Raw genomic sequence first — 12982 nt, 5'->3', positions numbered from 1 at the left:
CGTCACAGAAGTGAAATATTTATCGGCAACCTTAATCATTACTCCTTTGACACACCCTCATATCCAATTATAAAATCTTTACTTTTGTGTTTTTTGCAATAATTAAATACATAAAGATGAAAACCCCACTTTTTGTATTGGCTAAAAGTGGGGTTTTTTTAAATTGTTGAACCTTTTGGCACTTTGTATCAGAATAGCCTTTGGCTATGGGTTAAGAGATTGGGTTAAGAGATTCTTCATAAATCTTGGCAATAACAGTTTCAGTGGCTTCCACTGGTGCAATAGAAAGTAATCCATCGAGAGAAGGTGTCGTTTTAGCAAGCTTTACTAGGGTTGGAACATCATCTTTTGTAAATCCAAAGTCTGAAAGTTTTTGAGTACATCCTACATTGAAGAGCCATTCTTCGACTTTTTTAGCTACATATTCTGCTTCAGCAGGCAGTCCTTTTAGTCCAGGCACGATAGGGCTGTATATGTCAGCTAACACCTCTGCAACAGCAGGATAAATAGTCTTTACCACTGCAGGCAGTATAGCACCAAGCCCAAGACCGTGGGCAATCTCAGGTTTTACTGCACTTAGTGGGTGCTCCAGTGCATGAGTAAGGTGCAAGAGACCATTGTCAAAAGAAATACCAGCTATAGCAGAAGCATAAAGCAAATAATATCTAGCCACAAGGTTTTCAGGGTCATTTACAGCAACAGGGAGGTAACGAACTATCAACCTCACTGCCTCTTTCGCCAATAGAATACTGTAAGGTGATGTCACAAGAGTAGTGGCAGCTTCGGTAACGTGATTTAAAGCATCTATAGTAACAGCTATTGTCTGTTTTTTATCAAGCTTTATCATGAGAGCAGGATCATCTATAGCATACATAGGATAGAGGCACTCATAAGCTATTGCAGGCTTATAATTTTTTTCTGGAATTGTAGCTACTGCAAATCGGTCTACTTCCGTACCAGTACCATGAGTAAGATTTATAGCTATAATAGGAGCAGCTTTTTCGGGCGTGAATTTCAGTTCATAAAGTTCTCTTGCATTTTTATCAGTATATTCTAACAGTACAGCCACACTTTTTGCAGTATCTATAGGGCTTCCACCACCAATGCCAATAACAGCCTTCGCCCCAGTTTCCCGGCCGAATTTGGCCGCTTCATCGACCATATCAACAGTAGGATTAGGTCCGACCTTGTCATAAAGTGAATATTTAAAGCCGAGTGTATTTAGAGCCGGTTCTATCACATCCCAAGCTCCACTAACTTTGTATGAATTCTTTCCGGTTACAAAAATGACATTATCGATACCCTTATGTTTTAGAACTTCTAGAATGTCTTCTATCTTCTTTATACTACCTATTCCAAAATAAGTTGTATTCTTGCACCGAAGTTCAAAAATCTTGGTGGGATTTATTTTAGTTTCCCACATTTTAATTACCTCCTTGTAAAATTTATATCAATCTAATTATAGCATTTTGTTAAAAAATAATCAATATTAAACTTTTGATTTATTTTTAGAGTCAAGAAAAAATTTCAATTGAAATTAGGAGCATTTTTTGCTTGACAAATACATACTGCAAATTGCGTATGATGTTTTCTAGATTTTGAAAAATAGACAACCCCTTTCTGTGATTTTGTTTTTTACAAATGCTATTTTATCACAAGAGTTTTCTCTAGTTCTTTTTTACTTAAAAAATCCTACGAAATTTTAAACTATGTCCGAATAAATTATTGATAAATTTTTAACTATGTGCTATTATATTATTGTAAAAAATTTAACAATCGCCGCGTAAGCTAGTTTTCACATTAATGACTTACCCAGTATTTTAGGAGGTGTTTTAATAATGAAAGGTTTTGCAATGCTCAGTATCGGTAAAGTCGGCTGGATTGAAAAAGAAAAGCCTACTCCAGGCCCATTTGATGCTATTGTAAGACCTCTAGCTGTGGCCCCTTGCACTTCGGACATTCATACCGTTTTTGAAGGCGCCATTGGCGAAAGACATAACATGATACTCGGTCACGAAGCTATAGGTGAAGTAGTTGAAGTAGGTAGTGAGGTAAAAGATTTTAAACCTGGTGATCGCGTTGTTGTACCAGCTATCACCCCTGATTGGCGGACCTCTGAAGTACAAAGAGGATATCACCAGCACTCCGGTGGAATGCTGGCAGGCTGGAAATTTTCGAATGTAAAAGATGGTGTTTTTGGTGAATTTTTTCATGTGAATGATGCTGACATGAATTTAGCACATCTGCCTAAAGAAATTCCATTGGAAGCTGCAGCTATGATTCCCGATATGATGACCACTGGTTTTCACGGAGCCGAACTGGCAGATATAGAATTAGGTGCGACGGTAGCAGTTTTGGGTATTGGCCCAGTAGGCCTTATGGCAGTCGCTGGTGCCAAATTGCGTGGAGCCGGAAGAATTATTGCCGTAGGCAGTAGACCAGTTTGTGTAGATGCTGCAAGATACTATGGAGCTACTGATATTGTAAACTATAAAAATGGTCCTATCGAAAGTCAGATTATGAATTTAACTAAAGGCAAAGGTGTCGATGCTGCCATCATCGCTGGAGGAAATGCTGACATTATGGCTACAGCAGTTAAGATTGTTAAACCTGGTGGCACCATCGCTAATGTAAATTATTTTGGCGAAGGAGAGGTTTTGCCTGTTCCTCGTCTGGAATGGGGTTGCGGCATGGCTCATAAAACTATAAAAGGCGGGCTATGCCCCGGTGGACGTCTAAGAATGGAAAGACTGATTGACCTTGTTTTTTATAAGCGTGTCGATCCTTCTAAACTCGTCACTCATGTTTTCCAAGGATTTGATAATATTGAAAAAGCTCTAATGCTGATGAAAGATAAACCAAAAGACCTAATCAAACCTGTTGTAATATTAGCATAAAAATGGGGACTTAGTCCCCCATTTTTATGCTAATAAAGCTAAATATATCGGTTTTTATGTGGCACATCAGCTAGTAAATTTTTGGCAAAAAAATAACAAAAAATAGTTATTTTTGCAACATTTTTACGCCACTAACACTTGATAATATCATCGAAAGTGAATAAACAACTATTAAAAGAAGAAGGAGGATTATCATGTTCAAAATTTTAGAAAAAAGAGAATTGGCACCTTCCATCAAATTGTTTGTAATAGAAGCACCATTAGTGGCCAAAAAAGCAAAGCCAGGCCAATTTATTATACTAAGGATAAAAGAAGGAGGAGAAAGAATTCCTCTTACCATTGCAGATTATAATTCAGAAAGTGGCACTGTCACAATAGTATTCCAAGAAGTAGGTAAAACCACACGGGAATTAGGAACTCTAGAAGCTGGAGATTATATCCAGGACTTTGTTGGGCCTTTAGGTGTGCCGGTAGAGTTTCCTCATCACAAGAAAGTTTTAGGAATAGGCGGAGGCCTTGGTATTGCTCCACTTTATCCTAAACTCAAAATGCTTCATCAACAGGGGGTAGAAGTAGTTTCTATTATAGGTGCTAGGACAGCTGAATTGCTAATTTTGGAAGAAGAGATAAAAGCTGTTAGTGACAGGATGTATATCTGCACCGACGACGGCTCAAAAGGCCGCCATGGGTTTGTCACAGTAGTACTTAAAGAGCTTTTAGAACAAGGTGAAAAATTTGATGAGATTATTATCATAGGTCCACCAATTTTGATGAAAATAGGAAGCAAAATTACCAAGCCTTATGGCATACCCACTATGGTGAGCCTTAATCCCATAATGGTAGACGGCACAGGCATGTGTGGTGGATGTCGTGTCACCGTAGACGGAGAAATCAAATTTGCTTGCGTTGATGGTCCGGCTTTTGACGGCCATAAAGTAGATTTCGATGAACTAATAAAAAGATTGGCCACTTATAAAGAGGAAGAAAAAATTTCCCTCGAAAGGTTTAATAAAGCTCATGAATGCAAATTAATCAACAAAATAGAAGGAGTTGATAAAGATGCCGTTAAATAGAAGTAAAAAGAAAACACCCATGCCTACCCAAAAGCCTGACGTCCGCAGGCGTAATTTTAGCGAAGTAGCTTTGGGCTATTCGGAAGAGGAGGCAGTAAGTGAAGCCCAGAGGTGCCTTCAGTGTAAAAAACCAGGATGTGTTGAAGGGTGCCCCGTTCAGGTACAAATTCCCCAGTTTATAAAGCGTATTGCAGAAAGAGATTTTGAAGGAGCTATAAAGATTATAAAGGAAACCAACAGCTTGCCCGCCATATGTGGCAGAGTCTGTCCACAAGAAGAGCAATGCGAGAAAAACTGTGTTTTGGGCAAAGTAGGTGAACCTGTAGCAATAGGTCGCCTAGAACGATTTGCAGCAGACTGGGAAAGAGCCAAAGGCATCCGTCCCTCGGTAATTCCCAAAAAGCTTGGTAAAAAAGTGGCTATCATCGGTTCCGGGCCCGCCGGTCTCACCTGTGCAGGAGATTTAGCTAAACTCGGCTACGATGTAACGATCTTTGAAGCTCTTCACAAACCCGGCGGCGTATTGATCTACGGTATTCCTGAATTCAGACTACCGAAAATTATAGTGGAACAAGAAGTAGAATTTATACAACAGCTAGGCGTAGAAATTAAAACTAACATGGTTATGGGTAAAGTTTTAACGATAGACGACCTTTTTGAAATGGGGTATGAGGCTGTCTTTACCGGCACTGGAGCTGGTCTCCCGAAATTTATGGGCATACCTGGTGAAAACTACCTGGGCGTGTATTCAGCCAACGAGTTTCTAACCAGGATAAACCTCATGAAAGCCTATTCTTTTCCCAACACTGACACCCCCATAAAGGTAGGTAAAAAAGTAGCAGTAATAGGGGGTGGCAATGTAGCCATGGATGCAGCCAGGTCTGCAGTAAGAATGGGAGCTGAAGAGGTTCATATTGTGTATCGTCGTTCCGAGGAAGAAATGCCCGCAAGAAAAGAAGAAGTTGAGAACGCTAAAGAGGAAGGTATTATATTCGATTTGCTTACAAATCCAGCGAAAATAATAGGCAACGAAAATGGTTGGGTCAAAGGTATTGAGTGTATCCGCATGGAACTTGGAGAACCTGACGCTTCGGGTCGTCGCCGTCCAGTTCCTATAATGGGTTCTGAACTTGTTATGGATATCGATACGGTAGTAATCGCCATAGGTACTGGCCCTAATCCCCTCCTCACAAAGGCCACTGAAGGCTTAGAACTTACAAAACATGGTTATATCGCTGTAGATGAGGAGGGACGGACTTCCAGAGAAGGGGTATGGGCTGGAGGCGATATTGTAACAGGTTCAGCTACTGTGATTTTGGCCATGGGTGCCGGAAAAAAAGCAGCTCGTTCCATCCATGAATATCTACAAAACAAAAAATGGCGGTAAACATCCTTCGATAAACTAAAGAGACGATAGCAAGTCGGTACTGTGGAAGGAGATACATCCAGCTATCGTCTCTTTTATTTATGAATTTATCATTTTGACAGCTACCTCTTATTTTGCATCTTTTGAAAAAAAGAGCCGCCTTTAGGCTAGCTCATTGTTCATCTACTACTGTACATGCTCGTGTAAAAGCTCCATCAGCCCATTAATTTATTCACCTCACTTCAATTGAAATAACTTGTAGATCTCATGAACTTCATAAGTGTTTATTACGTCTTTTGCCTCCAACCAGCCTTTTCTAGCAATTCCTACCCCATACTTTACATCATTTAAGCCTTCTATGCTGTGGGCATCAGAACATATTGCAAGTTTTACTCCTTTTTCTTTTGCATGCTTTACATACCGCCAGTCTAAGTCAAGCCTATAAGGGTTTGCGTTTATCTCAATTATTTTGCCATAATGGGCTGCTGCTGCTATAACTTCATATATATCTATTTCATAACTGTCTCTCGCTAAAAGAAGCCTTCCTGTAACATGCCCTATTATAGTTGTATATTTATTTTCTATGGCCTTTATCATTCTTTTTGTCATATCTTCTTTACTCATCCTGAAATGAGAATGGATGGATGCAATCACAAATTCAAATTGCTTTAATATCTCCTCTCCATAATCTAAAGAACCGTCAGGCAGTATATCAGACTCTATCCCTTTGAAAATGACTATATCGTTATATTTTTTATTTAACTCCTCTATTTCCTCCCATTGCCTTACTAAGTCTTCTTCTTTAAGACCTCCTGCATAAAAAGCAGATTTGCTGTGGTCTGTGATGCCTATATACTTATACCCCAATTTTCTCGCCGCCTCTACCATTTCTACCAGGGTATTAGCCCCATCGCTGTAAGTCGTATGAACGTGGAAAACTCCCTTTATATCTTTTTCTTCTATTAATTTCGGAAGCTCACCTTTTTCTGCCGCTTCTATCTCTCCCATGTTTTCTCTTAATTCCGGAGGAATATATAAAAGTCCTAATTTATTAAATATCTCCTCTTCGCTTTTACATTCTATAAGTTTGTCTCCTTTAAAAAGGCCGTACTCGTTCATTTTGATACCCATTTGCTTCGCCCTATGCCTCATTGCAGTATTGTGCTCTTTGCTGCCTGTGAAATGATGAAGTGCATAAGGAAATTCTTTTTCCGTTACAACTCTTAAATCTGTATTTATACCCGACTTTAAAGTGACACTGGTTTTTGTATCTCCTTTTGCTATAACTTCCCTTACATCTTGGTAATTTACAAAGGCTTCCATAACCTTTGAGGAATCTGATGCTGAAGCCAAAATATCAATATCTTTTACTATCTCTTTTTTCCTTCGCAAACTTCCTGCAATTTCCGTCACTAATGCAGTTTTAGTCATATCTAAATATTCCTTTAATTTAAGCGCTTCTGTGTAAACTTCTGCAAATAAATGCTGACCGCTAAATTGTTTCACAAACTGTATCCCTTCAAAAATTTTCTTTTGAGTCTTTACCCCAAACCCCGGAAGGTCTACCAATCTATTCTCTATACAAGCGTACTCCAATTCTCTAATTGTGGTGATATTCAATTTTTCGTATATAATCTTTATCTTTTTCGGACCAAGTCCGGGAATTTTAAGCATTTCAACAAGCCCTTCAGGAATAGATGCTTTTAAATTCTCATAATATTCCATTTTACCCGTTAAAACCAGCTCTGTAATCTTTTTATTAATTGCTTCCCCTATTCCCTTTATCTCTTTTAACCTGTCTTCTTTGACAAGAGTTTCTATATCTTCCTCCAATAGCTCTATTGTCCTTGCAGCATTATAATAAGCTCTCGATTTAAAAGGATTTTCCCCTTTAAGCTCTAGCAATAAACCTATATCGTTTAAAATATTGGCAATTTCCTTTTTATCCATTTTACATTTCCCCTTTAACACACAAAATCTTTAGTACATTATACCACAGAAAAAATGAAAAAGAGAGGAGATAAAACCTCTCTTTATAAAAGACAAGGGGACGGTTCTTTTGTCTTATTTCAATATGAAACAAAAAAACCGTCTCCTTGTTCGGGAAAAAGTTATATTATTTCAATTTTGTTCATTATTTTCATTGTAAATATGGACAATATTATGCAATATAGTATTGCCGATATAATTGTAGTTAAAATATTTTCTGTACTAAAGGAATTCGCAAGTGAAATTAAGTTGTAGGGAATAAATTTAGCTATTTTATCAATATTTACTAATATTGATGAGACTATATGAAGTATTAATACTAATAATGCAGCTATTATACCTTTTTTCAAAATGCTACTCAAAAATATAAGCAATGTTATTATGAAAATATAATAAATTGACATTAAGATAGATGATATTAATATTTTATTGAAAGCTATGACGTTGTTATGGAAAAGTGTTGTTGCGTAATAGTAATTAATAGCAAATCCAGTTATTATGAAAATTGACAAAGTAACGGAATAATGAAGTATTTTTGATATGACAATAGCTGAAAGGTTAGCATCTTTAGAATAAGGGAATACTAATTTTTGTGAAGACACTTCTTCACTTAGGGTTCCCATGAGTGTTAAAAGCACTATCAGTAATGATATTTGATTTAAATCCTTTATATAATTTTGTACTGCAGATTTCATATCAATTTGTATTAAAGAAGCTAAATCACCATTTATTTCATTTTTAAGCATTTCTGGAAGCAATTTAAGGATTATAGGATCAAGTATAGCAAATAGAACAATGCCAATTAGAAGTATTAGATATTTGTAATGCCTCCACGATTCTATTATTTCCTTTTTCAGATATGCTTTAAAGGTGTTCATTTTGCTTCACCATCCTTATAAATATGTCCTCTAGAGTATTTTCTCTTCTTTGCAGTGATATAACAGGTATACTAAGTTTTGATATTTCATTGAGGATATTCTTTTTTGCTGCTTCAATGTCATTTACGTAAATACTTATAATATCATTCTCTATTTTAATATCATCAATCCATTTTACATTATTAAGTTTTTCTTCAGCATTGGTAGGTAAATTTTCAAAGACAATATCATACACAGGCTGAATATATTTTTGCTTTAATTCTTTTAATCTTCCTGAAAAGATAATTTTACCTTTATCAAGTATGCCAACATAGTCGCAAACTCTCTCAGCATCACTTAATATATGGGTAGATAAGAATATGGTTTTTCCATTTTTCTTCATTTCCAAGATTTGATTAAGTATATCATATCTGCTTTCTGGATCTAAGGCAGATGTAGGTTCATCTAAAAAAATTATTTCAGGGTTATCTAAAAGAGCCACCGCCAGTCCTAATTTTTGCTTCATTCCTCTTGAATAACCTTGTATTTTTTTGTTGGCGGCTTCTTTTAATTTAACTGTATTAAGGAGTTCTTCCACTTCTGTTCTAACTTTTTGATGAGGAATACCTCTTATTTTACTTATAAAATACAGGTATTCGCTACCAGTCATGTAGTTATAAAAAGTAGGATTTTCAGGAAGGTATCCTATTTCGTTAATTAGTTTCCTATTATTTCTATTTAACATTTTACCATTGATATATATTTCTCCCTCATCATAATCAATAAGCCCTGTTAAAATATTCATTGTGGTAGTTTTGCCAGCACCATTTCGCCCTAATAAGCCGTAAATATTTCCTTTTTCAACTTCAAAATTTATCCCTTTTAAAACTTCATATTTACCGTATTTTTTTGTTAGATTAAAAGCTTTTATCATGTTATTCTCTCTCCCTGCCTATAGTTAAAAATATCAAGCAACCTAATATTTCTCCAAAGATTATAATTAAAAACCATGCCCATTTTGGAAGATATTTAACTTTGTCTTTTGAAAGTCTGTAAATTGAAAATACAGTAAGTCCTAACTGGATTATAGCTAAAGGAAGAAGTAGTTTTATTAATTCAGGATTGCTTAATTTATCAATCATTAATTTAGACCTCCTCAGATTATTTTAATTTTGTTGAACATTCAGGGCAGTATTTCCAATCATCTTTTATTTCGGCTCCACATTTTGGACATGTTTTCTTTAAAGAAGTACCACAATAAGGACAGAATTTGTAATCATTTCTTACTGTTTTCCCACAATTAGGACATTTAAGATATCCATACCTTGTTACAAAAAGGTATATGATTAAAGAGGTAGGTATATTTAGGAGTCCAAAAATCCCCCATGCCCAGTAGTATTTTTCACCACGTTTTTTTGCATCCATAAAAATCCATAAAGCTTGAAGAAATAATAGGGGTATTACAATTATTAAAATTAATGTGTTTTTGGACATTTTATCATCTCCTTGAAGTCTTTAATTTGTAAAAGGGTATTAAGATTAATGGCAGATTGAAATAAAGGAAAATTTGCGTGTACAGTAGCAACCTAACATCCAGATTTGCCATAAATAATACTGATGATATTAAAAAAATTATTGATGTGGTTATAAAAATAAGCAATTCAAGTCTATCTTTTCGTTTATTTCTTATTTGCTCTGCCTTTTCTATAATTTCTGCGATATTTACTTGCAAGTCTGACATATCAATTTTAACATCTAAGGTATCCATGTAACTTAATGTTAGTTTTAAATTTTTTTTGAATGTATAACAGTCATTGCAATTTTCAATATGTGAAATTACTTCTGTATTGTCACTAAGTTCATTGTAGTGAATATCAATTATTTTGTCTTGTATTTTTTTACATTCTCTTTTCACAATATACCCCTTCTTCCCATTTCTGACATTATTTCTTTTATAGCATTGTGTAAACGTGACCGTACTGTGCCAACAGGGCAGTCCATTATTTTCGCAATTTCTTGGTATTTATATCCATAATAGTGTTTTAAAATGAATACTGCTCTTTTCTCATAAGGCAGTTTCATTAAAATATTCATTAGTTCGCTGTATTGAATATTTGTCATAGCGGTCTCTTCTACATCTTCTTCACTATTTGAAAATATTTCTTCTACAAGTTCAATATTTTTGTGTTTTCTTAAATAATCTTTAAATGTATTAGTTGCGATTTTTAAAAGCCATGTTGAGAACTTGACTTCAGGAGTAAAATTTTTAATATTTAAAATAGCTTTGAGCATTGTTTCCTGTACTATATCTTGGGCAAGCATCGGATTACCTGTCATTTTAATGCAATATCCTAATAAAGTATTATAGTTTTGGGAGAGTAACTCATTTAGAGCATATTTATTACCATTTTTTGCTTTATATATTAGTTCTTTCTCTTCCATCACCTGCCCACCCTTCTACAAATTAAACGCGTGACTAAGTAAAAAGTTCATAATTTTATTTTATCAAAAATTGGTTATTTATAAGTGTATTGTGAAGAATTGTTTTAGTAATAGGATATATGTTGTATAATGATATAAAGGGTTTTATTATAATAATTTTCTGGAGGAAATTTTAATGAAATTATTATTGAGATTTATAGGGGTTTTAATAGTAATTTTTGTTACAGTGGTAATAACATTAGAATATCAGATAATTTCTTTTGCACTTTATGAAAAACCAAAAAAATCTGATGTGATAATAGTTTTAGGCTGTGCAGTATATGGAAAGACGCCAAGTCCTTTTTTCAAAGAAAGGCTTGATGAGGCTTTGAGACTTTATAAAGAAGGGTATGGTAAGTATATAATAGTATCTGGAGGGAAAGGTCCTGGAGAGAATATTTCGGAAGCTGAGGCAGGGAAAGAATATCTTTTAAAAAATGGCATACCTGAAAAGATTATTTTAACTGATAATAAATCTCTTTCTACATATGAAAATTTATTTTTTTCCAAAGAAATTATGGATAAAAATTCATTAAAAACAGCAATAATTATTTCAAATAAATTTCATTTAAAAAGAGCAAGTGTAATAGCAAAGCGTATTGGAATAGATGCAAGTTATTCTGGGGTCTTATTAAAAAGATATATGTTAAGTGATGAAGCTTATGGTTTTTTACGTGAAATACCTGCACTTTTATATACATATTTAAAGGAATGAGGAATATGGTTGTCTTTTATTGCATCAAAATTAACCGCTAATTAGATTACTTTAGCTGCTGCTCAGCAATTGTTTTTAAAACTTTGTTGTTCGCATCCACTAATAAAAGCTTTACGCTATTTTCTTGTTTTTTAAGCTGTACAATTTTGTTAAATCCAATAGTTTGATTCTCGTAAATGTTAAAGCCAAATTCCATATTTGAATTGGGAAACACATATTTTTCAAAATTTTTTAAAGCCATTGTATTTCCGTTTTTTGTATCAATCATTTCGGCTTTCCCTTCTTTGTAGAAAATTACGGCAATATTGCCTCTCTTATAAAATAGCGGAATGTCATAATTTAAGTTTTCCGAAGCATTTGATATTACGGTATGCTTTGACGTTTTCAAATTGATTAAATCCATATCATATGACTTAAACTCTTTATCGTTGGCCGTGATAAAAGCAGCCACATCCCCGTTTTTCCTCACCAATAAGCTGGGCTTATCTAATGAAGCTATCTCTTTTTCATTTTTATTTTTATCTATTTTATATACTTTTGTCGTCTTTATATCTATGTTCCTGTACAAATATATATTTCCATTTTCGTCCACATATAGCAAATACCCATTTGCGATGAAGGTGGGTTTTCCCTCATTAAGCTTTTTGTATACTTTTCCTAAGCTTTCAAAATATATCTGATAACCACTACCATTTTTTACTGCTATAACATTTGTAACAGGCATATCTACTTTCACATCATAAGTTTTAAAAGTAGTCAAATCCACCATCTTGATCGTCATATCGCTGTCCTTTTCATCTTTATCAACATATGCAAAATATTGCTCATTTGGCAGCAGCGAATATTGGCTTGAAATCAGGTACTTGACAGCTGCGTACTCTACTGCCAGCTTATTCCCTTTTATTAAATTTACAATGTTTACGTCATAAAACTTGTCTTTGTCAATTTTCCCTGTCAAAGCATAATTCCCTTCTGTGCTTAACAATATTATGATTTCACCTTTTTTTAAATCAAGTTTTGTGGGAAGTTTGTAAAAATTCCCTTTTGACTCTAAAACCAGGTTTTCTCCATCTTCAATGATGACTTTGTTCTCATCTGCATAAACTAACTTTAGGTCAGAATTTTTAGTGAATTGATATTCCTCCAAATTTGTATATTCATTAGAGCAGGAAGCCAAAATCAATGACCCTATTATTAACACTGTCAATAAAAAATACCTCATCCTTTTCATAGCCTCACCTCATAATTTGCAAAATCTTTAACTGATATATATTACTTCTACATCTCTTTCCTAAATTCCTCCTCTGTTTACTAAATTGTAATATTTCTGTAACATTGCTGTAATATTTTTATGTTGTACCCTTCCTCTGTATGCCACCTTCACTCCCTTTAGGCATAAGCAGACCTCTTTTATACATCCATCTTCGCAAATTAGAAGAAGCAGGGCTTGTAAAAGCAAGTATGGAAATATCCAGTGATGGAAAAGCCACAAAATATTATGAATTAACTCATTTTGATATGAGACTAACACCTCAAATGCTTTATGAAATCTCTAAAGAAATTAATTTAGAAAATGAAAAATCTCAATAACGAAAACCCTCAGA

The 12982-nt window shown here is 34.6% G+C and carries 14 protein-coding genes; 5 read left to right on the top strand and 9 right to left on the bottom strand.

Translation table 11 applies throughout. From position 1 onward, the window contains the following. Positions 1–211: 211 nt before the first annotated feature. The gene (locus TETH514_RS03325; protein WP_003868132.1) at positions 212–1423 is read right to left on the bottom strand and encodes an iron-containing alcohol dehydrogenase; all 1212 of its coding nucleotides are present in this window, start codon (positions 1421–1423) and stop codon (positions 212–214) included. A 415-nt stretch (positions 1424–1838) separates the two neighbouring features. Here TETH514_RS03325 and TETH514_RS03320 point away from each other — a divergent pair, with 415 nt between their 5' ends. The 3 genes from TETH514_RS03320 (at position 1839) to gltA (ending at position 5357) form a co-directional block, all read left to right on the top strand. Continuing rightward, complete coding sequence (locus TETH514_RS03320; protein WP_009052157.1) at positions 1839–2897, top strand: NADP-dependent isopropanol dehydrogenase; 1059 nt, start codon at positions 1839–1841, stop codon at positions 2895–2897. 194 nt (positions 2898–3091) lie between these two features. After that, on the top strand, positions 3092–3970 hold the full coding sequence (locus tag TETH514_RS03315; protein WP_009052156.1) for a sulfide/dihydroorotate dehydrogenase-like FAD/NAD-binding protein: 879 nt from the start codon (positions 3092–3094) through the stop codon (positions 3968–3970). Continuing rightward, complete coding sequence (gene gltA, locus TETH514_RS03310) at positions 3957–5357, top strand: NADPH-dependent glutamate synthase (protein ID WP_009052155.1); 1401 nt, start codon at positions 3957–3959, stop codon at positions 5355–5357. Before TETH514_RS03315 ends, gltA begins: the two co-directional genes overlap by 14 nt. Positions 5358–5573: 216 nt before the next feature. Here the strand turns inward: gltA and polX are convergent, their stop codons facing one another. The 7 genes from polX to sigY form a co-directional block, all read right to left on the bottom strand. After that, positions 5574–7286, bottom strand: a complete 1713-nt coding sequence (gene polX, locus TETH514_RS03305; protein WP_009052154.1) for a DNA polymerase/3'-5' exonuclease PolX — start codon at positions 7284–7286, stop codon at positions 5574–5576. Positions 7287–7447: 161 nt separating this feature from the next. Next, entirely contained in the window at positions 7448–8203 is a 756-nt protein-coding gene (locus TETH514_RS03300; RefSeq protein ID WP_003868127.1) for an ABC transporter permease, read from the bottom strand. Further along, a complete protein-coding gene (locus tag TETH514_RS03295) occupies positions 8190–9116 on the bottom strand; it encodes an ABC transporter ATP-binding protein (RefSeq protein WP_003868126.1) in 927 nt (308 codons plus the stop codon). The genes TETH514_RS03300 and TETH514_RS03295 overlap by 14 nt, the downstream gene beginning before the upstream one ends. A 1-nt stretch (position 9117) precedes the next feature. Next, positions 9118–9324 (bottom strand): PLDc N-terminal domain-containing protein, encoded by a 207-nt coding sequence (locus TETH514_RS03290; RefSeq protein WP_003868125.1) that lies wholly within the window; start codon positions 9322–9324, stop codon positions 9118–9120. A 19-nt stretch (positions 9325–9343) separates the two neighbouring features. Further along, positions 9344–9676 (bottom strand): zinc ribbon domain-containing protein, encoded by a 333-nt coding sequence (locus TETH514_RS03285; protein ID WP_003868124.1) that lies wholly within the window; start codon positions 9674–9676, stop codon positions 9344–9346. A gap of 4 nt (positions 9677–9680) precedes the next feature. After that, a complete protein-coding gene (locus TETH514_RS03280) occupies positions 9681–10097 on the bottom strand; it encodes a hypothetical protein (RefSeq protein WP_003868123.1) in 417 nt (138 codons plus the stop codon). Further along, positions 10094–10624, bottom strand: a complete 531-nt coding sequence (gene sigY, locus TETH514_RS03275; protein WP_003868122.1) for an RNA polymerase sigma factor SigY — start codon at positions 10622–10624, stop codon at positions 10094–10096. Before sigY ends, TETH514_RS03280 begins: the two co-directional genes overlap by 4 nt. 175 nt (positions 10625–10799) lie before the next feature. On the opposite strand from sigY, the gene TETH514_RS03270 reads away from it, so the two are divergent. Then, positions 10800–11378 (top strand): YdcF family protein, encoded by a 579-nt coding sequence (locus TETH514_RS03270; RefSeq protein ID WP_003868121.1) that lies wholly within the window; start codon positions 10800–10802, stop codon positions 11376–11378. Between the two features lie 46 nt (positions 11379–11424). Here the strand turns inward: TETH514_RS03270 and TETH514_RS03265 are convergent, their stop codons facing one another. Continuing rightward, positions 11425–12609: a hypothetical protein gene (locus TETH514_RS03265; RefSeq protein WP_003868120.1), complete on the bottom strand. Its 1185-nt coding sequence runs from the start codon at positions 12607–12609 to the stop codon at positions 11425–11427. Positions 12610–12749: 140 nt separating this feature from the next. Between TETH514_RS03265 and TETH514_RS03260 the strand changes: the two genes are divergently transcribed. After that, on the top strand, positions 12750–12968 hold the full coding sequence (locus TETH514_RS03260) for a helix-turn-helix transcriptional regulator (protein ID WP_003868119.1): 219 nt from the start codon (positions 12750–12752) through the stop codon (positions 12966–12968). Positions 12969–12982 lie beyond the last annotated feature (14 nt).

The organism is Thermoanaerobacter sp. X514, from assembly GCF_000019065.1.
Taxonomy (GTDB): Bacteria; Bacillota; Thermoanaerobacteria; order Thermoanaerobacterales; family Thermoanaerobacteraceae; genus Thermoanaerobacter; species Thermoanaerobacter pseudethanolicus.
The sequence above is the reverse complement of the archived record's forward strand: the minus strand, read 5'-3'. Positions and strand labels throughout refer to the sequence as shown.

Excerpts from the sequence above, each read along its gene's own strand:
- TETH514_RS03325 (WP_003868132.1), bottom strand. The coding sequence starts at position 1,423 with ATGTGGGAAACTAAAATAAATCCCACCAAGATTTTTGAACTTCGGTGC.
- TETH514_RS03320 (WP_009052157.1), top strand. The coding sequence starts at position 1,839 with ATGAAAGGTTTTGCAATGCTCAGTATCGGTAAAGTCGGCTGGATTGAA.
- TETH514_RS03315 (WP_009052156.1), top strand. The coding sequence starts at position 3,092 with ATGTTCAAAATTTTAGAAAAAAGAGAATTGGCACCTTCCATCAAATTG.
- gltA (WP_009052155.1), top strand. The coding sequence starts at position 3,957 with ATGCCGTTAAATAGAAGTAAAAAGAAAACACCCATGCCTACCCAAAAG.
- polX (WP_009052154.1), bottom strand. The coding sequence starts at position 7,286 with ATGGATAAAAAGGAAATTGCCAATATTTTAAACGATATAGGTTTATTG.
- TETH514_RS03300 (WP_003868127.1), bottom strand. The coding sequence starts at position 8,203 with ATGAACACCTTTAAAGCATATCTGAAAAAGGAAATAATAGAATCGTGG.
- TETH514_RS03295 (WP_003868126.1), bottom strand. The coding sequence starts at position 9,116 with ATGATAAAAGCTTTTAATCTAACAAAAAAATACGGTAAATATGAAGTT.
- TETH514_RS03290 (WP_003868125.1), bottom strand. The coding sequence starts at position 9,324 with ATGATTGATAAATTAAGCAATCCTGAATTAATAAAACTACTTCTTCCT.
- TETH514_RS03285 (WP_003868124.1), bottom strand. The coding sequence starts at position 9,676 with ATGTCCAAAAACACATTAATTTTAATAATTGTAATACCCCTATTATTT.
- sigY (WP_003868122.1), bottom strand. The coding sequence starts at position 10,624 with ATGGAAGAGAAAGAACTAATATATAAAGCAAAAAATGGTAATAAATAT.
- TETH514_RS03270 (WP_003868121.1), top strand. The coding sequence starts at position 10,800 with ATGAAATTATTATTGAGATTTATAGGGGTTTTAATAGTAATTTTTGTT.
- TETH514_RS03265 (WP_003868120.1), bottom strand. The coding sequence starts at position 12,609 with ATGAAAAGGATGAGGTATTTTTTATTGACAGTGTTAATAATAGGGTCA.
- TETH514_RS03260 (WP_003868119.1), top strand. The coding sequence starts at position 12,750 with ATGCCACCTTCACTCCCTTTAGGCATAAGCAGACCTCTTTTATACATC.